Genomic DNA, 18,269 nt, shown 5'->3' on the forward strand with positions numbered 1-18,269 from the left:
TATGCGATCGAGAATTCTTGGCGTTATCACGTCGTTGGTTTTGCCGATGGGCCTGGTGGTTTTGCTGGCCACTCCAGCTCAAGTTTCGGCCGCTCCGATAACGGGGCTTTTCAATACCGGTGTTGATGGCAGCGGAAACGCCCTGGGCGCTGACGGCCTGGCCGATCCCCATTATTTCGTTACCGCCAGCAATATCGGCGTGCCCATCAATACGCCTGCTGTAACTTCTACTCACCCTGCGTATGCTGCCAATGATGGGAATTCGCGCTGGATTTCGAATAGCAGTACCGGATCACCCGGAAATGGTATCGTGGATTTCACGCTCTCGTTCGATCTGACTGGACTCAATGCTGCGACGGCTCAGATCTCCGGCTCGTGGGGGGCGGACAATCTCGGCACCATCTTGCTAAACGGCGTCAACACCGGGATTACTAACGGCGGCTTCAGTTTCCTCAGCCCGTTTACGATCAACTCGGGCTTCGCAAACGGGATCAACACCCTCACATTTCAAATCCAGGATTTCGGACCGCCGCTGGCGTTCCGCGTGGACAATATTTCAGGAACGGCTGACGTGTTGACCGCAGCCGTGCCCGAGCCGTCCACCTGGGCGATGATGATCCTGGGCTTTGCCGGCGTGGGCTTTGTCGCTTGCCGGCGCCGGAAGGGCGCGCCGGCCGCCCTCGCCGCTTGATCAAGCATGAAATGAAAAAGACCGCTGGACGGCGGTCTTTTTCATGCGAGCTCGGGAGCTTCGTGGGATGGGTTAGATAACGTAGCGCCGGTTCGGCTTCGCCGGAATCGGCCTCGTGGCGTATCGCCGGAACGCAATGGCCGCGCCCGATTTGCGCTTCAAGGCTAGATGTAGCGATCCGGCGCAAACGGGGCGACATCGAAGGGCGGCGGCACACCGTCAATCATGGCGGCAATGGCGGCGCCGGTTGCGGGACCAGTCGTGAAGCCGATGTGCTGGTTGCCGAACGCAAGCCACAGCCCGGCATGCCGGGGCGCCGGACCGATCATCGGCAGGCTGTCGGGCAGCGTCGGCCGCGAGCCGCGCCATGCATCGCCGACGGCATCGCCAAACTCGACCACGCCACGCGCGAGCGGAACGACCTGATCGAGTTGGGCGAACGAGGAAGGCGCATCGCGATCGGTCAGTTCGACGCCCGAAGTGACGCGGATGCCCTGCTCCATCGGCGTCATGATGAAGCCGCCATCGATGTCGTAGATCGGACGCCGCAACGAACGCGCCGGGCTCGGCTTGAATTCGCGGTGATAGCCGCGTTCATAAGCCAGCGGCACGCGATAGCCGAGCGGCCGCAACATATCCGCAGACCAGGGTCCCAGCGCGACCACCACATGCCGTGCCGAAATCTCGCCATCGGCCAGCACCACGCGCCAGCCATGGCCGTCGGGTATGATCGCCTTGATGTCCGCCTGCCTCACTTGGCCGCCGGCATTCGCGAACATCCGCGCATAGGCCTTGACCACCTCGCCTGGCGAGTCGACCGAGGCGGTCTGGGTGTGCAGCAGGCCCACTTTGTAGACCGGCACGATGTCCGGCTCGAGCGCGGAGATGGCCTGGCGATCGAGCCATTCACTGGCGATGCCGTACTCGGCCAGCATGGCCTGCTCCTGCTTCGCCGCGAGAACCGCATCGCTTCGCCACGCCCTGAGCCAGCCGGTCTCGCGAATGCGATGTCCCGCTCCCGCCTGCACGATCCATTCCCGATGCAGTCTGGCCGATGCACCGATCAAGCCATGCAGCGCGATCGCGCGCGGCCCAAGACGCGACGCGGCCGAATCGGCCAAAAAGCGCGCGACCCAGCCCGCGTTCTTTACCGCCCAAAGCGGATTCCAACGCAATGCCGCGTGGCGGTTGGTCAGGTATTTCGGCAGCGACTTCCACAGCGATGGATTGTTGAGCGGCGTGATCGAGCCGCTGCTGATGATGCCGGCATTGCCGTATGAGGTCTCGCTGCCCGGCTCGCGCCGATCGACGAGTACGACCGGCATCCCGCGCTGCCGCGCGGCAAAGGCTGTCGACACGCCGACGATGCCCGCGCCGAGCACCACGACATCCGCTTTATCTTCCAACATCGACTTTCCAAACACGTTTCCAAGCAGATCTTACAAAAGAGACTTCACATCATGGTCGCGCCAACGCCGACCGGCAACAACGGAAAGTTCCCCTCCCAACAAATCATCACCAAAACGCCGCATGTGAGTCCGCAACCTTTCTGACTGCCGTGGCTTCTTGCACCGCGACGTTCGTCGCATTCCAGCCAACCTTCATAGGAGTTGACTATATGGCTGCACTACTCGGAAACGTGCTTGGTACCGTCGATGGCCTGCTCGGAACCGCCACCGGTGTACTTGGCGGCGCAAGCGCCAGCGGTAGCGCTTCTGCCAGCGCCAGCGGCACGGCGGACCTGTCGCACACGCTCGATCTCGGCGCGGTGATTGAGACCAGCCCGAGCATCGACCTCTCGGCAGGGCTCGACGGTATCGACACCTCGGTTTCCGCACCGACATTGATCGGCGCCAGCGCCGATGTCGGCCATCTCGATGTCGGTGGCCTGCTCCACGGCCTCGCCTAACTCCAGTTGAGTTCGGACATTCCCAAACTGCGCGGCGTGGGGAGCGCATCCCCACGCCGCGTCCTCCAATGCCTGCACTGCACGAGTGCATCGCGCAGCGCCATTTCAACGCTTAAGGTGATGCCGAATGCCTACGGGCATGCTGACCGCTCTTGACGACTCCGTCGCGCCGGCGCGACGAATCGATGACGTTCGCCAGGCGCTGGTCGCGCTGTGGCCGCAATTCCTCTGGGCCGGGCTGTTCTCCAGCGCCATCAACCTGCTCTATCTGAGTTCGCCGCTCTATTTGATGCAGGTCTATAACCGCGTGCTGCTCAACGAGAACGTCTCCACGCTCGTCCTCCTCACTTTGATTCTCGCGATCGCGCTGCTCACCATGGCGGCGCTGGACGCGGTGCGCTCCTACATCCTGATCCGCTGCGGCATCCGCCTCGACATGGAGTTGTCCGCGCGCGTGTTCGAGGCGCTTGTGGTGCGCTCGGCGCAGCGCGGCGCATCGCGCGGCGCGCAGCAATTGCGCAATCTGGACCAGTTCCGCACCTTCGTGACTGGCCCCGGCATCTATTTCGCGTTCGACCTGCCGTGGATTCCGATCTATCTGATGCTGCTGTTCTTCATCCATCCGCTGCTTGGCGTCGTCGCGACCATCGGCGCGGTTCTCCTGCTTGGCCTCGCCGGCCTCAACGAGATGATGACCCGCGAGCCGATGAAGGAAGCGGAGGCCGCCGGCAACCAGTCCTATGTGTTCACCGAAAACATCCTGCGCCACGCCGACGTGATCCGCGCCATGGGCATGCAGCCGGCGGTGGAGCGCAACTGGCAAAGCCAACGCTCATCGATGCTGGTGCAGCAGGCGCAGGCCAGCGACAAGAACGCGGTGATGACCTCCTCCATCCGCTTCTTCCGCCTGCTGTTGCAATCGCTGATGCTCGGCACCGGCGCGTGGCTTGCCATCGACCATGCCATCACGCCGGCGACCATCTTCGCCGCGAGCATCGTGATGGGCCGGGCGCTGGTCCCCGTGGAACAGGCGGTCGGCACCTGGAAGCAGTTCATCGGCGCGCGCGAGGCCTATGCGGAGGTGCGCGAGTTGCTTAGCGAGGTCGACCTGACGCCGCCGCACACCATCGTGCCGCGGGCGCGCAATACGATCGAGGTGCGCGAACTGCGCTGTCTGCTGCCGGCCCGCAAGGAGCCTGTCATCAGGGACCTCACATTCGAGCTCGGCGGCGGCCAGGCGCTCGGCATCGTCGGCCCGAGCGGCTCCGGCAAGAGCACGCTGGCTCGCCTTCTGGTCGGCGCCGTCCTACCCTCCGATGGACGGTTGCGCTTCGGCGGGCTCGACTACAGCCACTGGGATCCGCTCGAGTTCGGCCGCCATGTTGGCTATTTGCCGCAGGACGTCGGCCTGTTCGCCGGCACCGTGCGCGAGAACATTGCCCGCTTCGGCGATGCTTCGACGGACGAGATCATCGACGCCGCCAAGCGCGCCGGCATTCACGAGATGGTGCTCGACCTGCCGAAGCAATACGACACCCGACTCGGTCCCGGCGGCGTCGGCCTGTCCGGCGGACAGCGCCAGCGTCTGGCGCTGGCGCGGGCGCTGCTCGGCCGCCCGCCGCTGCTCGTGCTCGACGAGCCCAATGCCAATCTCGACGCTCCCGGCGAAGAGGCGCTGAAGGTGGCGCTGCTGCAGGCCAAGAGCGAAGGCGCCACCATCATCGTGATCACGCACCGCACCACCATTCTCGACATCGTCGACGTCATGATGGTGCTGCGGGGCGGCATGCTCGACATGTTGGGCCCGCCGGGCGAGGTCTACCATGCCCTCCAGCAGGCCGCCGCCGGGCGCGCGTCATGACGGCGATCGACGGCTTCACCCCGATGCGCGACCGTGCGCGCTACGCACGCCCCTCGCGGCCGGCGCTGCTAGGTGCCGGGGTGGTGGCGGCGTTCGTCGCCGCGATGACGATGTGGGGAACACTGGCGCCGATCTCCGGCGCAGCCATCGCCAGCGGCAACCTCCAGGTCGAGGGGCGACGGCAGAGCGTGCAGCACCCCTATGGCGGCGTCGTGCGCCAGCTCACCGTGCGCGACGGCGCGCGGGTTGAAAAAGGCCAGCTCCTGATCCGGCTCGACGACAGCGACCCGCGCGCCAAGCTCGATGTGCTCACGGCCGATCGCGACGCCGCGCTGGCCGCGCGCGCACGGCTGGTCGCCGAGCGCGACCGAAAGGATGCGCCGGAGTTCGACGAACATCTCCGTGCGCGCAGCGAACTATCCGCGGTGCGCCAGGCCATGGCCAACGAGACCGCGATGATGGCGGCGCGAAAGCACCAGTTCGCCGCCGAGACGGCGGTGCTGCGCGGCAAGATCAAGGAGCTCGAAGCGCAGATCGCAGGCACGCAGGCGCAGCTTGCCGGCACCGAAAAGCAGCGGGAACTGCTGACCGACGAGATGAACGGCGCGCAACATCTATTCGCGCAGGGCTATACGCCAAAGACCCGCATCCTCGCTTTGCAGCGCGAGGACGCCCGGCTGCAGGCCGATATAGGCGCGCAGCAGGCCAGCATCGCCGGCATGCAGCAGCAGATCGCGCAGAACGATCTCGAGATCGCCAGGGTGGAACGCGCGCGGATGAGCGAGATCACCGACCAGTTGCGCGCGACCGAAAACAAGCTCGCGGAACTGACGCCCAAGATCGACGCCGCCACCGATGTGCTTACCCGCACCCGGATTACCGCGCCGGCAACCGGCTCGGTGGTCGGCCTCGACGTCTTTACCGAGGGCGGCGTGATCCAGCCCGGCGCGCGGCTGATGGACATCGTGCCCACCGACAATCCGCTGATCGCCGCCGCAAAACTGAAGCTCTCTGATATCAACGACGTCGCCGTCGGCCACCGCGCCGAAGTGCAACTCACCGGCGTCAACTATATCGAACGTCCCCGGCTCTACGGCACCGTGCATACGGTGTCCGCCGACCGCCTGACCGACGACAAGTCCGGACAAGGCTACTACGCCGTCGAGGTCGCGCTCGATCCTAACGACGTCAAGAAGGCGCGCATCGATCTGCAGGCCGGCATGCCCGCCGAGGTGATCGTGCCGACGCGTCCGCGCACCCTGTTCGAATATCTGCTCGGTCCGCTGCGCGACGAGATCACCCGCGCGTTTCGCGAGCGTTGAGGAGGAGATGGCCATGGCCGAAGCCGTCAAGAACGCCCGCCGCGCCGACGAAGCTGAACGCAGCCGTCATCTCGCGGCAACCGAATCCGTTGCTTTCGCCACCATGCTGCTCGGCCTTCTCAACGACGCCGACGCCGCGCTGCACCGCGTGGAGCACGAGCCGGCGCGCGCGGCAGAACCGGCTGCCCTGCACCCGCCTCCGGCAGAGATTGTCCCGGCCGCGCTGCAGCCGGCCGATCCCGCACCCGGCCATGACGACCAGCATGCCGGCATGATCGAATCTCCGGCAGCCGATCTTTCGCCTGCGGTCCACGCCGAGGCCACGGCTCAGCCACAGGATGCGGGCGCAACTCTCGCCGACGTTCCATCAGCCGACGTGCTCGCCACGCAGGCTTTTGCTTCGACGCCCGTGCCATCAGGCTTCAGCGCTGCGCTGGATCACGCGCCATCGGCGGGCGCGAATGGCTCACTCGGCAGCAGCACCGCATCACCGTCATTCGATCTTGGCGCATCCGTTCACAATTTTGCAGACAGCCTCACCGGGATCGTGGACACCGCGCTTGCAACGGTATCGAATACGATCGCAAACGTGAGTGCCACCGTCGGGCAACTGACGGCGACCGTGACCGGCACCGCGAGCCATCTCCTCGACGGCTTGACCGGCACGGTGACCGGCCTGATTCATGACGCACCGACCCCCAGCCTGCTCGAGCCGCTGACGACGAACCTTTCCGGCCAGACATCCGGCACAACGGATTTCTCCGGCGCCGCGCAGCACGACATCCCGCTGCTCGACACCGCGGGCGCAATACCGACGTCGCTGCTACATCCGATCCCGCTGCAGCTCGGCTTTCTCGGCCAGCCGACGATGGACGGCCATGAGCCGCATGACGGCGCATTCTCCGCACTGGGGGTCCATCATTTCTGAGGAGACCTGTATCTATGTTACCGAAGACGTAGCGGTCGGTCTGATCACGCCCGTGATCCGAGGCGCGACCCGAAAATAGATTCGCCGGTCGCACGCATTTGGCTGCGGCCTCAGCCTATCTCTTCAAGCCGAACGGCCCGTAGCATGTCGCACCGTTGTACAGCATCATGCCTGTTTCCTCCACGATCACACAGGAATGGCCCGGATCGCCTTCCGGCATGGACGTGTCTTTCTGAATTCGAAACCTGACCAGGTGTGCGCCGTGTAGGCCGGCGGGGAATCGAATCTTCTTGTGGACCAGGAATTCACCCTGGCTATTTCGCGTTATCGCACCGTCCCGCTCGAGCTGGATCAGGCCTGCTTCCTGCGGCATCACGTCGTAGCGCTCCACCGGCTTGCTTGCGACGACCGTTCGAGGATCGACCTCCACAATTCCTTCCGGATGGAAACGGCGCAATTCATCAGGCAAGGCAGCCGCATTTGCGGCGTTTTGCTTTCGCGGCTTGATGACGACCGCCGTCCGGCCCGTCTCGCGCCGCACCGCTTCCGGCGCGGCTTCGGACCCTGGAACCGACGGACCTGCATGATAAGTCATGCAGCCTGGCTGCCCGAGGAACACGATACGTTCGGGCGGCACTCCGGTCGCACCAATGAGAGGAGTTTCTTCGCGAACGCTTTGGTTCGGGCCGGTACTCTCGCCCGCGAGCACTAATCTTTCGACCCGGTCAACCGCGCCGGATAATCGCCAAATCACCGGTCTGTAGGAGGCAATTACAATGTAAAGCGGACCAGTCCCCGGTTCTATGTCGACGCTTCCGGTTTCGGTCGTGATCCATTGCGATCCGATCGTAGCCGTCGAAAGCGCGTCGGCGCCGTAAGCATCCAGAAGCAGAATGGTCGCAGCGTCGGAGGCCGGCGGCAACGCACAGTCCCGCTTCTTCTTCGCCTCTTGCTCCCGCGCGCGCTTTTCGGCTGCTTTCATGAGGCTATCGTCCAGATTGACGACCGGCCCAATCCCGCGTCCGAACGTCTCGATCTCGGTCTTGGAAAAAGTCCCGTCCTTGTCGACGTCGATCAAGTGAAAGACGCGCTCGGCAGCGCGATCGAGTTCCTCGATCGTCACGGCGCCGTTGCCGTCCTCGTCAAACGACATAATCATGCCATAAGTCGATTCGTACTCAGGTAAATCGTAGATCGGCGTCTGTTTGGCGAACGCCAGCATTTCATGCCAATCGATACGCCCATCCTTGTTGAGGTCGGCGCGCATTCTGTCATCAGCAGCGCGGTCAATCTGCTGAAGGATCGAAAGCTCGACTTTAGGGCGTCTCGGGTCTTGTCGCGTCTCGAAACGAATCCGCTTGGTTTCGGCCTGGACGACCTCGGCGCGCGTTACGACCCTGTCGCCGTCGAGATCATAGCGCAGCAATTCGCCTATGGCGCGTGCTCGGACCGAAGCCGCGGCGTCCAATCGATAATACTCAAGATCAGCGTTCGACACGACGGTGTCCGCATTCACGTCGGTCCTCTGATGATAGCCGCGCATCCCTTTGAGATAATCCTCAAAGCGCACGCCGGGCTTAGCTTCGAAGCTGAAAGCGGCGCGAGGATCAAGTGTCATCGACGCAGATTGTGCGATCGCCCGCGAGGGCAGCAGCACAATAACCAGCGTAAGAGCAAGATGGATGATCGAGCGGCGCATGCGTACCGAAATTCCAGGGCATCCGAGTTTAGCGCAACCATGCTAGCCAATCACGGCAAGCGACCAACAAATGGTTGCACGGTTACCGAAAGGTTATATCTCGGCTTCAGCCAAAACGGCGGCGGTCACGCCTCTCCGTCAGCATCGCCACCCAATATCGGCGACCATAGCGCTCGGACAGGGATGGACTGGGCGCGGTCATGGCGGCCATGAGCCGCATGACGGCGCATTCTCGGCCCTGGGATCCATCATTTCTGAGAGCGAGACGGAAATCCTGCCGCTTGGCGTCAGCGAAGCCGAGTTGCTTTCCGTCATTGCGGCGCTGAACGAGCGGGACGACATCGCGGTATTCTCGTCCAACTCCCGTTGCCGCCGCTGCCCGAGGGCTTCCATCACGCCGTGAAATACCGCGACAGCCGATGCGACGACCGCTGCTGCCATGCGTCGGTGGTGTCGAGAAAACCGACCCAACCTTGCTTCTCCTTGCCGGTTTTGCTCTTGCCTTTCTTGCCGGCGTTCACCTCCGCCTCGACGGCACGGAAGCGATAATGATCATAGACGTCGAGCACATGCACCGCGTAGGCCTCGGCCAGCGCTTGATGTCCCCGCACGATGGTCAAATTTTCGTCGTTCGAGTATGAAGCCTTGTATCCGAGATTATGGCTTCCAAACGCGACGACGCAGTTATCCGGATCAAGCGGGTCGATGACGAGAATCTTATCGTGAATGATCGCACGTCCGACCGTCAATGTCTCGGCGAGCCGGAAATCTCCGAGCTCTCGGCCGATTTTCCTTATCGGTGAGTGCAGTGGCTCGCACGACTGAGATACCGCCTTGCTGAAAAACATGCGGCGATGAGGCTGGAATTTTTGCGCCCGATTCAGTCTTGCGACTGGCTTCATAGCCCCACATCGCCTGTGTATCGGAAATTGCACCGACCACGTTCAGGGACGTATCCTTGAGGCCGAGATTGACGGCTTCGGCCACGATCGAGTTCAGGCCGCCACGAGACGGCATGAACACGAGGAAAAATATCGCCTTTCGCGCCTTGCGCATGAGCGAAAACAGACGATCCATGTCGGGAGGAGGCGGAGGCACCGTCTTCACGGTTTTTGCGGGTGGCTGCTCCTTGCCGGGCATGTTCGGTGAAAACCAGCATTCGAATGTGCCGCCGTCGGGAAGCTTGCCTGTCACGGCTTTGCGATTCTCGGCCTTGAGTTTATCGCTTTGATTGGCGTCGGATGCCTTCGCGCTCAACGGCTTTGGGACTTTCAGTTTGTCCTTGTGCAGACGCCGCCAGTAAGCGAGAAACCCGGCGGCGATTTCTTCGTCATCAATACGGATGCAGTTGTTGCTCTGGCCCGCGACGCCCGACCAGGTCCAGTTGGTCGAACCGGTCAGGACCGATTTCGCCGTGCTAGCGTCATCGACATAGACGATGAACTTGTTATGACCGATGTGGCCCGACCCATTGAACATTCGATGCTGCAGCTTGAATTTCGTGCCGGATTTCCTGGCGAGCTTTTGCAGAACGCTGCGGGCCGCCTCATTGCGCGTGTCATAGAGCGTAATCTTCTTGCTCTTCTTGGCTGCGCTCTTTTTCTTCACCGCCGATTTTGCCTTTTTGCTTTTCGGCGTCGGGTCTCCTTGCTCGTCCGCACTTGAACCGCTGCCGGCATCCGAAAGGATCAGATCAAGACGCTCCGCATTCGCCGCGAGAAAGTCCTCGAGTTGCTTATCCTCGAGCTCGTAGAGCGCTGCATGGAAGCGGCCTCCGGGCTGCGCGAAAAAGTTCTCGATGAGTGGAAGGACTTCGCCGGCCAGATAGTTCCGCAGGAAATCATCGGGGCTTTTCAGCCGCCCCTCCAATTCGCCGGGCGTGATCTTGCCGTCCTCTTGCAGGATACGCACGATGAACTGCGTCGACAAAATGCCGTTGGTGAAGGTCGAGGTAAATGGCCCGCGGTCGCGCGGCACGTTCATAACATTCGTGCGGAACTCCGGGGTCAAAAAGCCGAGAGGGATCGGCTCGCCCTCGTAGGTGTGAAGGACTTCCTGTCTGGCTTTGCGGTCAAAGTGGCTTTCGGGCACGACCTCGACCTTCTCGATGCCGTCCCGCAGGTGCCCGACTGCGCGGATACAATAACGTACCCGCAACTTCTCTTCGCGCCGCTCCAGTTTGCTACGCCTCTTGCGCAATGTCAGGTCGCGCCAATTGAACTTCTGCACCGGCCAGACCGTCGTGTTTTGAGCCAGGCCCTCCGGATTGTGCTGACCTTTGAAGGCCACATAGGCGGCGAGCGGCTTTGCCTCGATGACATCTCCGGCGGAGTTGAGAAATTCACGGACGATGTTGAAGCCGAGGCAGCCCGGTATGGCCGGGCCATCGATCTCCCAAGCAATGTAAGCAACCTCATTGTTGGAAAACGCGGTCGCGCGCACGATTTTGGTCATGATTGAATCCCGGGATCAACGGCCAGATCGGCCAAATGACAATCGTTATGCAACTCAGAGTATAGTACTACGCCATCTATCGCCGCACCAGTATTCCCAGTTTGGAAGCCGGATGATTGGTCGCTTGGCCCGCCAAGCTTGGCAGTCCAAGTGACCGGAGGGCATGCTCCCTGAGCCTGGGTTGTTGCGCCTATCGAGCGGTTCGGCGCGATCATATGTGAACGGGGCATTCGCGCCGCCAACTAGCTGCAATTTCGTAACCGGCCTCTGTGGCGTGCTGATCAAGCTCCACGCCGCTCGGAGTGGTTCGCGGACTTTCAGTTCTGCCGCACAGGTTGGCGGATCACCGTCTTGAGTTTTTCAGGCGCAGTCTTGCGAGGGTCGCTCAGATAGACCTCATGATGCCGACCGGCGAAGTCGTAGCCGCCCGAAGGCATGATCTCCCCGGGCAACATCGCGAGCAGCGGCCCTTCGTCGTCGTAGCTGCCCACGTGCAATGCTTGGAGGCAGAGGCCTTCCTCCAGGCTTTCGAGTCTCAGACTTTCAGGGAGCGCGCCGAGCTTCTCTCGCGCCTTGATCCTGGCAGCCAGGAAGGTTTCGTCATCCACATAGTCCGGCACCATGATCATCATGGTCCACTCCCATTCGTCCTTGCGCCGTGCGGAGAAGCTCTCAGGGTCGGGAGCTGACCAAAGTCCCTCCAATGGCATCACGACGAAGTCTTCCCCGTTTGCCTTGCAGGAGAACTTGATCGTAAAGGCCGTCGCGTAGAGGCTCTCCACGGCCAGTTTATAAGCTTGGGCGGTGTTCGGGTCACCATGACCATCTACCATGAGGTAGGAAACCGGCGGCACATTGATCGTCACGAAGCGATTAAGGGGAGCGGTGAAGAGTGGCTTCCTCACCTTCTTTAGGTCCAGCTTTTCCATCTATCTCTCACAGCATTCTGAACATGTTTGGACGACCGGACTAGGTCAGCCTTACTAGACCACAATAAGCCACCCGCGCAGAATGCATTGAGCCAAGAGAGCCATAATGAGGAGGCGGCACCCCATGGAAAAGAACGTAAAGGACTTGTTTGAGCGCTATGCGAAGCTGTTCCGAACGGCGCTTAGGGATCAAGTGGATATGGACCAAGTGACGTCTTCATACGCCACTGCATTCGTTGCTGCCTCTCCGGCTGGCGTCAGTGTCGGCCGGAATGACGAACACCTGAAGCAGATGATGCGACAGGGATTTGAAAATTATCGCCGAATCGGCACGAAGGATATGCGACTTCGTAATGTCCGGATCGCACCTATCGACGAGCACCATTGCCTGGCGCACGTCGCTTGGACCGCCATCTACGACCGTGGCAGCGAAGTGGATGTTTCCATTGATTTTGAGGTCCACTACCTGGTGCAGCAGCTCGAAGACACGCCAAAGATCTTTGAATGGGTGTCAGCGGATGAGCGAGCCGTTCTGAAAGAACACGGCATCATCTGAATTCCGCTTCCCACCCTTCGCGTCCCGATGCAACCAGCAAATCTCGGCCTGTCTGCGATTTTGTGCTATACTTGCAAATAGCCTTTAGCCACATCAAGCGCTGTTTCACCGGTCCCGTTATGGCTGACATGACAGACGATACCGCTGGCGTCATTGTCCGGCCGCCGATCGCGTGGGGGCTCGCAGTGCTTGCCGGGTTCGCACTCGACTGGCTCATGCCCTTGCCGTTCCTGCCGGCCGCGCTACCTGCAGGCTGGCTCGGCGCGATAGCGTTTGCTCTTGCGCTGGCGCTGGTCGCGTGGGCGATCTCTACCATGACCCGGGCCGGCTCGAACGTGCCCACCAACCTGCCGACCACGACCATCGTGGAGGCTGGCCCCTACCGCTTCACGCGCAATCCCATCTATCTCGGCATGGTGCTGGGGCTCATCGGCTTGGCCATTGCCTTCAACAATCTCTGGCTGTTGATGACGCTGGTGCCCTTCGCGCTAGTCATCCGATACGGTGTGATCGCCCGCGAGGAAGCCTACCTCGAGCGCAAGTTCGGCGACGTCTATCGCCGCTACTGCGCGCGGGTACGGCGCTGGCTATAGCGCTTGCCGGCCAGTAACGGGGCCGGGAGCCTACAACCAGCGTTCCCGCTACGCAGAACGGCATGGGCATGGGCCGTCGGAAGGCGTATAATTGTGTGGTTCCTTCGCGCAACTGATCGACATCACGTGGAGGTGGCCATGAAATATGTGCTGCTTGGTAATCTGAGCCCGGAGTGGGCAAGCAAGCAATCGGAGCGGATCGACAAGGCCAAGGCAAAACTCGACAAGCTAGGCATCAAGGTCGAGTCGATCCACTATACGCAGGGCTACTACGATTTCGTCGACATCGTCGATGCCCCGAATGAGGGAGCGATGCTCGCGTTCTCCGTCTGGTACGCGACGCAAGGTCTGGGGCGGATCCAAAGCATGCCGGCCTTCGACGCACAGACCTTCGAAACCGCGATCAAGGACGCGGCGGGCTAAGCGCCGGGGCGTGGCTCACGGCTTTCCTGCGAACCACCCGTGCCACTTCGCTTTCGCGAGCTTGGTGCGGCATCCTTTCATGCGCGGTGGCACAGAGCGCGCCGATAGAGGCGATGGTGTTTTCGCGCTCTCCAATCGCGAGAAGATGCGGGAGGGCGTTACGAATAGCTGGGCTTGCCCCGATGAAACTTGGCTCATTGGGGCGCCAAATTCCGCGTGCAATTTCGGCGGCTTGATGCGGCGATGCGAACGGCAGGTGGTCAATTAACCTCAGCCAGCGGAACTCGCACTGGTCTCGGCCATTGGCTCTTCCAGAGAGGAGTCCGCCCTATGCTTATCGAGCACCAGAACAAGCGGCCGAACATCGATCCGACCGCCTACGTGGCCCCGACGGCGGTGATCTGCGGCGATGTGACGATCGGTCCACGCACGCACGTCTCGTTCGGAGCGGTGATCGAGGCGCATGGCGCGCCGGTTCGGATCGGCGCCCAGTGCGTCGTGCGCGAGAACCTCAATATCCGCAGCACGAGCCGGAACGCCGTCGAGATCGGCGACCATGTCCTGATCGGGCCGCTGTCTTCGCTCAAGGGCTGCATCGTCGAGGACGAGTGCTTTCTGGCGACGGGCGTCAAAATCTATCAGGGCGCGGTCATCAGGCGGCGCACCGAGGTTCGCATCGACGGCGTGGTCCACGTGCGCAGCGTGCTGCCGCCGAACTCGCTTGTCCCGATCAAATGGGTGGCGGTCGGCGATCCCGCCCAGATGTTCCCGTCCGACAAGCACGAGGAGATCAACGCCATCCTGCGCGAAATGAACTTCCCCGAAGAGGTCTACGGGCTGGAGCGCCAGGCCGGCAGCGGCGTCGACATGGACATGAAGGAAGTCACCCGACGCGTGACAACGACGCTCGGCGATCATCGCGACGATCGGGAGCTGTAGCGCTCCGCTCCTGTCGCGCCGCTTGCGAGTGATCAATCAGTCAAGGAGAGGAGTTCTGATATGAACCCGGCGACCCGGCAACGACTTCGCCTCTCCGGCGGTACGGAGTTGTCCTTCATCACGGCAGGTGAGGCGTCCAAGCCCGCGGTGCTGCTCCTGCACGGCTTTCCGGGCTCGGCGGGCTATTTTCGTGAGGTCGTGCCCGAGCTGTCGCAGGCCGCATACGTGATCGCGCCCGATCTGCCCGGCTTTGGCGAATCCGACGTCCTGCCGACGGTCTCGTTTCCCGCCTTCGGTCAGGCAATCTCGGAGCTCCTGGACCGGCTCGCGATCGGGCCGCGCTATGTCTACCTTCATGATTTCGGTGCGCCGGCGGGGTTTCACATCGCCATGCAGGCGCCGGAGCAAGTCCTGGGCCTCATCATTCAGAACGCCAACGCTCATCGAACCGGGCTCGGGTCGCAATGGGACCCGGTGATGGCCTATTGGTCCCATCCAGACCCGGAAAACGAGGCGGCTGCGACCGCGCATCTCACATTCGAGGGCGTGCGCAACGGGTATCTCGGCGGGATGCCGCCGGACGTGGCGGCGCGAATCCCGGCCGAAATCTGGGAGGAGGACTGGCGGGTGATGAACTTGCCGGGCCGGATGGACACGCAGCGCGCGCTCGTCAAGGACTACGGGAACTACGTCGCCCGGTTCGACGAAATCGCCGCATATCTCGCGCGCTGGCGACCCGCTTCCCTGATGATCTGGGCACGCCACGACCCCTTCTTCGATCTCGCCGAGGTCCTGTCATGGATGCAGGCGCTGCCGAGGATGGAAGCCCATGTTCTCGACGCCGGCCACAAGTTGCTCGAGACGCACGCCGAACCAGCACTCTCTCTCATGATGGAGTTCATCAGGCGAACACAAGAGAGACCTGCGCAACGTCCCTAAGAGAACGCCTGCGAGCTTGTCGCGTGGCCCATTCAGGGCGTGGCGTGGCTGGGACGAGCAGAACCGAGTGCCCATCTCGTTCCTTCCCGGCCAACCATTCCGAAGTGCGAACGCCGAACCCCGCCATGGTCCCTAGCAGTAACTTCAGGCTCGACTGTAGGATGAAGAGCCGAGAATGGCGCGCCCGAAGAGATTCGAACTCCTGACCCCCAGATTCGTAGTCTGGTGCTCTATCCAGCTGAGCTACGGGCGCGTTTTTCGCTTGGCATTTGGGCTTCAGAGACCCGGATGCGTCCGACAAAAGCCTCGGACGGTCGCGAAAGAGCGCTTTAGCTACCCGCTCCGGCTTCGCTTTGCAAGGTGGGGAAATGCGATCAGGGGGCCAATTCCGGGCGGTATTTCCGTCATTCGGGGACGCGCCCTAGCGCAAACGGCGGATGTGCCCTGCCCATCAGGGAATCTTGTGCCGTAACCGCTGGATTTCGGGTTCGCATCGCCCGGAATGACTGCGAGACCAAGCGCTTACGCCCGCGCCCGCTCGTTGCGGACGCTCTGCAGTTCCACCGGGCGGTCGGGGATCGAGACACGGAACGTGGCGCCGATGGTGCCTTCGACCAGGTGGATGTCGCCGCCATGGGCGCGGACCAACTCGGCGGCGATGGCCAAGCCCAGCCCGCTGCCGCCCGGGCGGCCGGAGGTCTGGAACGCCTCGAACAAGTGCTCGCGCGCCTTTGCCGGCACGCCCGGACCGGTGTCGGACACCTCGATAATCGCGACCGAGCCTTCGCGGCGGCCGGTGATTCGGATCTGCAAGGTCGCGGCGTCGCCCTTGGGGCGGCTGTCCAGCGCCTGCACCGCGTTGCGTACCAGGTTGAGCAGCACGCGAAAGAGCTGGTCGGGATCGGCGTCAATGGAGAGGCCGCGCTCGATCGCGTTGATCCAGGTGATCGAGGCGTCGGCGGCGAGGCCGGCGGATTCGCGCACCTCGGTGACCACGGGTTCGAGCTGGATCATGCGGCGGTCGGGCTCGGCTTCCTGGGCCCGGCCGTAGGACAGCGTCGATTGGCAGAAGTCGATGGCGCGCTCGAGCGAGCGCATCAGTTTCGGCGCAAAGCGCTGCACGCGTGGATCGGGCACGCTGGCCAATTGATCCGACAGCAACTGCGAGGACGCCAGAAGATTGCGCAGATCATGGTTGATCTTCGATACCGCAAGGCCCAGCGCGGCAAGCCGGCTCTTCTGGGAGAGCATCGAGACGAGGTCGCGCTGCATGTCGGACAGCTCGCGCTCGACAACGCCGATCTCGTCGCCGCGCTGGCTCGGCACGATGATGCGCGCCGCGCTTTCGGGGTTTTCGTGGAAGCCGACGAGATTGGCGGTCAGCCGCCGCATCGGGCGGACAAACAGATAATGGAGCGCGAGGTAAACCAGCCCCGCGGCGAGCATCGCGATCCCCAGCGAGACCAGCAGCAGATTGCGGGAAAACCGGTACATCGCCAGCCGCAACGGCTTTTCGTCGACCACGACCTCGATGAAGTGGGCGCCGCCGGGCGCGGGTCCCACCACGCGGATGGTCTGGTTGCCGGTATCCACCATGGTCTCGAAGGATTCCACGATCGCGGACCACACCGTCAGGGTGCGCAGGTCGATATTGCGATCGATCGCCGCAGGCAGGTCGGCGCTGGCGAGCAGCCGGCGCTGTTGTCCCATCTTGATGGCAACCGCGCGCGCGCCGACGCTGGTCAGGATCTGACGCGCGAGCGAATCCGGGACCATTCCCAACGGCGCCGCATCCAGCACCAGGGCGGCAGTATTGGCCGCCGCCAGACGATCGTTCAACCGATTGGTCCAGAAATTCGCGATCGACGGCACGTAGATCATCAACAGCGCGATCATCACTAGCGGGATCGTCAGCAGCAGCAGCTTGCCGGACAGGCCGAGGCGCCGCTGGGCACGGGGCCGCGGTGCTTGAGGAGTCGGCTGGTCGTCAGTCGCTGACACGAATATCCGCCTTGATATCTCTGCTTTTGGAGCCGGACCCAAGCCCCCGGCCCAAATCGGTCGGTATCGCGATTCCAAGGATGCGTTTGGGCAACCTGGCGGTCAAATTACCGATCGCTAATGTCCTGCGGTTCCGATGGTCCGGGTGCGCCGCCGTCTTGCCCCTGAAAACCCCACGAAAACAGATATATTCGCCCTAATTGCGACGTTTCAAAGAACGGCTGATGTGGCAACCGCCGACATTGACGAAAACAGGTCGCTCCCGTATAAGCCGCGCCAATTGTCCGCGATGGCCCGGCTTCACCCGGGGGCGGCTCGCTTTGGGCCGTAAATGGCCCGTTTTCGGGCCGGCCCGCATCATCGGACGCATCTCAATCCAACAGGCAAATTGCCCGGTCAGCGGAGAACTACCCGTGAAGCGGACTTATCAACCCAGCAAACTGGTGCGCAAGCGCCGTCACGGCTTCCGCGCCCGTCTCGCCACCGCCGGCGGTCGCAAGGTTCTCGCAGCCCGCCGCGCGCGCGGCCGCAAGCGTCTGAGCGCCTGAGCCGGATCCTTTCCGGAGATTTAATTCATGGATCGGCTGAGGCAGCGGGCGGACTTTCTCGCCGTTGCCAATGGCACGCGGGCCAATAGCGCTGCCTTCGTGGTGCAGGGCCGGGCCCGCGAGGATGACGGCCCGATCCGAATCGGCTTCACCGTTACCAAAAAGAACGGTACTGCTACCGAGCGCAATCGCATCCGGCGCCGGCTTCGCGAACTGGTGAAGCGGCTGGACGTCATATCAATGCGACCGCACCATGATTATGTGCTGGTAGGCCGTCGCGCCGCGCTCACCCGCGACTTCGCAACCATGCTCGACGATCTCCGCTCGGCGCTGCATCGCCTCGACCGGCAGCCGACGGGCAAAGCGTTTTCGAGCGAAGTGGATTCCGGTTCGCGTGAAGAAAACGCGTCAAAACGAAAAGTGAGGGCCTCGGTTGCGACGTCAGTCGGAACCGAAAGGGCCCGAAACCCGAATTGA

Annotated in this window: 19 protein-coding genes and 1 tRNA gene; 13 read left to right on the plus strand and 7 right to left on the minus strand. The window is 62.5% G+C overall.

The features are described 5' to 3' along the window. Position 1 precedes the first annotated feature (1 nt). Positions 2–691: a PEPxxWA-CTERM sorting domain-containing protein gene (locus IVA95_RS11410; RefSeq protein ID WP_247510563.1), complete on the plus strand. Its 690-nt coding sequence runs from the start codon at positions 2–4 to the stop codon at positions 689–691. Between the two features lie 164 nt (positions 692–855). Here IVA95_RS11410 and IVA95_RS11415 read toward each other — a convergent pair whose 3' ends face one another. Further along, the gene (locus IVA95_RS11415; RefSeq protein WP_247510564.1) at positions 856–2,100 is read right to left on the minus strand and encodes an FAD-dependent oxidoreductase; all 1,245 of its coding nucleotides are present in this window, start codon (positions 2,098–2,100) and stop codon (positions 856–858) included. Positions 2,101–2,309: 209 nt separating this feature from the next. Between IVA95_RS11415 and IVA95_RS11420 the strand changes: the two genes are divergently transcribed. From IVA95_RS11420 to IVA95_RS11435, 4 genes are all read left to right on the plus strand, one after another. Next, positions 2,310–2,600 carry a hypothetical protein gene (locus tag IVA95_RS11420; RefSeq protein ID WP_247510565.1) on the plus strand — a complete coding sequence of 97 codons (291 nt, stop codon included), beginning with the start codon at positions 2,310–2,312 and terminating at the stop codon, positions 2,598–2,600. Between the two features lie 127 nt (positions 2,601–2,727). Beyond that, entirely contained in the window at positions 2,728–4,461 is a 1,734-nt protein-coding gene (locus IVA95_RS11425) for a type I secretion system permease/ATPase (RefSeq protein ID WP_247510566.1), read from the plus strand. Further along, positions 4,458–5,783, plus strand: a complete 1,326-nt coding sequence (locus IVA95_RS11430) for an HlyD family type I secretion periplasmic adaptor subunit (RefSeq protein ID WP_247510567.1) — start codon at positions 4,458–4,460, stop codon at positions 5,781–5,783. The genes IVA95_RS11425 and IVA95_RS11430 overlap by 4 nt, the downstream gene beginning before the upstream one ends. Before the next feature lie 13 nt (positions 5,784–5,796). Then, positions 5,797–6,711 (plus strand): hypothetical protein, encoded by a 915-nt coding sequence (locus IVA95_RS11435; protein WP_247510568.1) that lies wholly within the window; start codon positions 5,797–5,799, stop codon positions 6,709–6,711. A 115-nt stretch (positions 6,712–6,826) separates the two neighbouring features. Here the strand turns inward: IVA95_RS11435 and IVA95_RS11440 are convergent, their stop codons facing one another. Next, positions 6,827–8,410 (minus strand): hypothetical protein, encoded by a 1,584-nt coding sequence (locus IVA95_RS11440; protein WP_247510569.1) that lies wholly within the window; start codon positions 8,408–8,410, stop codon positions 6,827–6,829. 70 nt (positions 8,411–8,480) lie between these two features. Between IVA95_RS11440 and IVA95_RS11445 the strand changes: the two genes are divergently transcribed. Next, positions 8,481–8,813, plus strand: a complete 333-nt coding sequence (locus tag IVA95_RS11445) for a hypothetical protein (RefSeq protein ID WP_247510570.1) — start codon at positions 8,481–8,483, stop codon at positions 8,811–8,813. Here the strand turns inward: IVA95_RS11445 and IVA95_RS11450 are convergent. The 3 genes from IVA95_RS11450 to IVA95_RS11460 form a co-directional block, all read right to left on the minus strand. Continuing rightward, positions 8,803–9,159, minus strand: coding sequence for a phospholipase D-like domain-containing protein (locus tag IVA95_RS11450; RefSeq protein WP_247510571.1), 357 nt, complete (start codon positions 9,157–9,159; stop codon positions 8,803–8,805). The two genes, IVA95_RS11445 and IVA95_RS11450, sit on opposite strands and share 11 nt — an antisense overlap. After that, on the minus strand, positions 9,128–10,864 hold the full coding sequence (locus IVA95_RS11455; RefSeq protein ID WP_247510572.1) for a phospholipase D-like domain-containing protein: 1,737 nt from the start codon (positions 10,862–10,864) through the stop codon (positions 9,128–9,130). Before IVA95_RS11455 ends, IVA95_RS11450 begins: the two co-directional genes overlap by 32 nt. A 317-nt stretch (positions 10,865–11,181) precedes the next feature. Further along, complete coding sequence (locus tag IVA95_RS11460; protein ID WP_247510573.1) at positions 11,182–11,793, minus strand: GyrI-like domain-containing protein; 612 nt, start codon at positions 11,791–11,793, stop codon at positions 11,182–11,184. A gap of 124 nt (positions 11,794–11,917) precedes the next feature. Between IVA95_RS11460 and IVA95_RS11465 the strand changes: the two genes are divergently transcribed. The 5 genes from IVA95_RS11465 to IVA95_RS11485 all read left to right on the plus strand — a co-directional run bounded on the left by IVA95_RS11465 (position 11,918) and on the right by IVA95_RS11485 (position 15,243). Continuing rightward, on the plus strand, positions 11,918–12,349 hold the full coding sequence (locus IVA95_RS11465; protein ID WP_247510574.1) for a nuclear transport factor 2 family protein: 432 nt from the start codon (positions 11,918–11,920) through the stop codon (positions 12,347–12,349). A gap of 119 nt (positions 12,350–12,468) precedes the next feature. Continuing rightward, positions 12,469–12,942, plus strand: coding sequence for an isoprenylcysteine carboxylmethyltransferase family protein (locus IVA95_RS11470; protein ID WP_247510575.1), 474 nt, complete (start codon positions 12,469–12,471; stop codon positions 12,940–12,942). A 138-nt stretch (positions 12,943–13,080) separates the two neighbouring features. Continuing rightward, the gene (locus tag IVA95_RS11475) at positions 13,081–13,365 is read left to right on the plus strand and encodes a GYD domain-containing protein (RefSeq protein ID WP_247510576.1); all 285 of its coding nucleotides are present in this window, start codon (positions 13,081–13,083) and stop codon (positions 13,363–13,365) included. A gap of 330 nt (positions 13,366–13,695) precedes the next feature. Next, on the plus strand, positions 13,696–14,304 hold the full coding sequence (locus IVA95_RS11480; RefSeq protein ID WP_247510577.1) for a gamma carbonic anhydrase family protein: 609 nt from the start codon (positions 13,696–13,698) through the stop codon (positions 14,302–14,304). 60 nt (positions 14,305–14,364) lie between these two features. Next, on the plus strand, positions 14,365–15,243 hold the full coding sequence (locus IVA95_RS11485) for an alpha/beta hydrolase (protein WP_247510578.1): 879 nt from the start codon (positions 14,365–14,367) through the stop codon (positions 15,241–15,243). A gap of 176 nt (positions 15,244–15,419) precedes the next feature. On the opposite strand, the gene IVA95_RS11490 is transcribed toward IVA95_RS11485, so the two are convergent. Both IVA95_RS11490 and IVA95_RS11495 read right to left on the minus strand, forming a co-directional pair. Further along, positions 15,420–15,496, minus strand: a tRNA-Arg gene (locus tag IVA95_RS11490). A gap of 269 nt (positions 15,497–15,765) precedes the next feature. Continuing rightward, positions 15,766–17,244, minus strand: coding sequence for a HAMP domain-containing sensor histidine kinase (locus tag IVA95_RS11495; protein ID WP_247510579.1), 1,479 nt, complete (start codon positions 17,242–17,244; stop codon positions 15,766–15,768). Between the two features lie 413 nt (positions 17,245–17,657). On the opposite strand from IVA95_RS11495, the gene rpmH reads away from it, so the two are divergent. Then, positions 17,658–17,792 carry a 50S ribosomal protein L34 gene (gene rpmH, locus IVA95_RS11500; protein ID WP_008542748.1) on the plus strand — a complete coding sequence of 45 codons (135 nt, stop codon included), beginning with the start codon at positions 17,658–17,660 and terminating at the stop codon, positions 17,790–17,792. Positions 17,793–17,819: 27 nt separating this feature from the next. After that, a complete protein-coding gene (gene rnpA, locus IVA95_RS11505; protein WP_213254509.1) occupies positions 17,820–18,269 on the plus strand; it encodes a ribonuclease P protein component in 450 nt (149 codons plus the stop codon).

This window comes from Bradyrhizobium sp. 157 (genome assembly GCF_023073815.1).
Classification (GTDB): Bacteria; Pseudomonadota; Alphaproteobacteria; order Rhizobiales; family Xanthobacteraceae; genus Bradyrhizobium.

Coding starts and splice junctions, on each gene's coding strand:
- IVA95_RS11410 (WP_247510563.1), top strand. CDS start 2: ATGCGATCGAGAATTCTTGGCGTTATCACGTCGTTGGTTTTGCCGATG.
- IVA95_RS11415 (WP_247510564.1), bottom strand. CDS start 2,100: ATGTTGGAAGATAAAGCGGATGTCGTGGTGCTCGGCGCGGGCATCGTC.
- IVA95_RS11420 (WP_247510565.1), top strand. CDS start 2,310: ATGGCTGCACTACTCGGAAACGTGCTTGGTACCGTCGATGGCCTGCTC.
- IVA95_RS11425 (WP_247510566.1), top strand. CDS start 2,728: ATGCCTACGGGCATGCTGACCGCTCTTGACGACTCCGTCGCGCCGGCG.
- IVA95_RS11430 (WP_247510567.1), top strand. CDS start 4,458: ATGACGGCGATCGACGGCTTCACCCCGATGCGCGACCGTGCGCGCTAC.
- IVA95_RS11435 (WP_247510568.1), top strand. CDS start 5,797: ATGGCCGAAGCCGTCAAGAACGCCCGCCGCGCCGACGAAGCTGAACGC.
- IVA95_RS11440 (WP_247510569.1), bottom strand. CDS start 8,410: ATGCGCCGCTCGATCATCCATCTTGCTCTTACGCTGGTTATTGTGCTG.
- IVA95_RS11445 (WP_247510570.1), top strand. CDS start 8,481: ATGGTTGCACGGTTACCGAAAGGTTATATCTCGGCTTCAGCCAAAACG.
- IVA95_RS11455 (WP_247510572.1), bottom strand. CDS start 10,864: ATGACCAAAATCGTGCGCGCGACCGCGTTTTCCAACAATGAGGTTGCT.
- IVA95_RS11460 (WP_247510573.1), bottom strand. CDS start 11,793: ATGGAAAAGCTGGACCTAAAGAAGGTGAGGAAGCCACTCTTCACCGCT.
- IVA95_RS11465 (WP_247510574.1), top strand. CDS start 11,918: ATGGAAAAGAACGTAAAGGACTTGTTTGAGCGCTATGCGAAGCTGTTC.
- IVA95_RS11470 (WP_247510575.1), top strand. CDS start 12,469: ATGGCTGACATGACAGACGATACCGCTGGCGTCATTGTCCGGCCGCCG.
- IVA95_RS11475 (WP_247510576.1), top strand. CDS start 13,081: ATGAAATATGTGCTGCTTGGTAATCTGAGCCCGGAGTGGGCAAGCAAG.
- IVA95_RS11480 (WP_247510577.1), top strand. CDS start 13,696: ATGCTTATCGAGCACCAGAACAAGCGGCCGAACATCGATCCGACCGCC.
- IVA95_RS11485 (WP_247510578.1), top strand. CDS start 14,365: ATGAACCCGGCGACCCGGCAACGACTTCGCCTCTCCGGCGGTACGGAG.
- rnpA (WP_213254509.1), top strand. CDS start 17,820: ATGGATCGGCTGAGGCAGCGGGCGGACTTTCTCGCCGTTGCCAATGGC.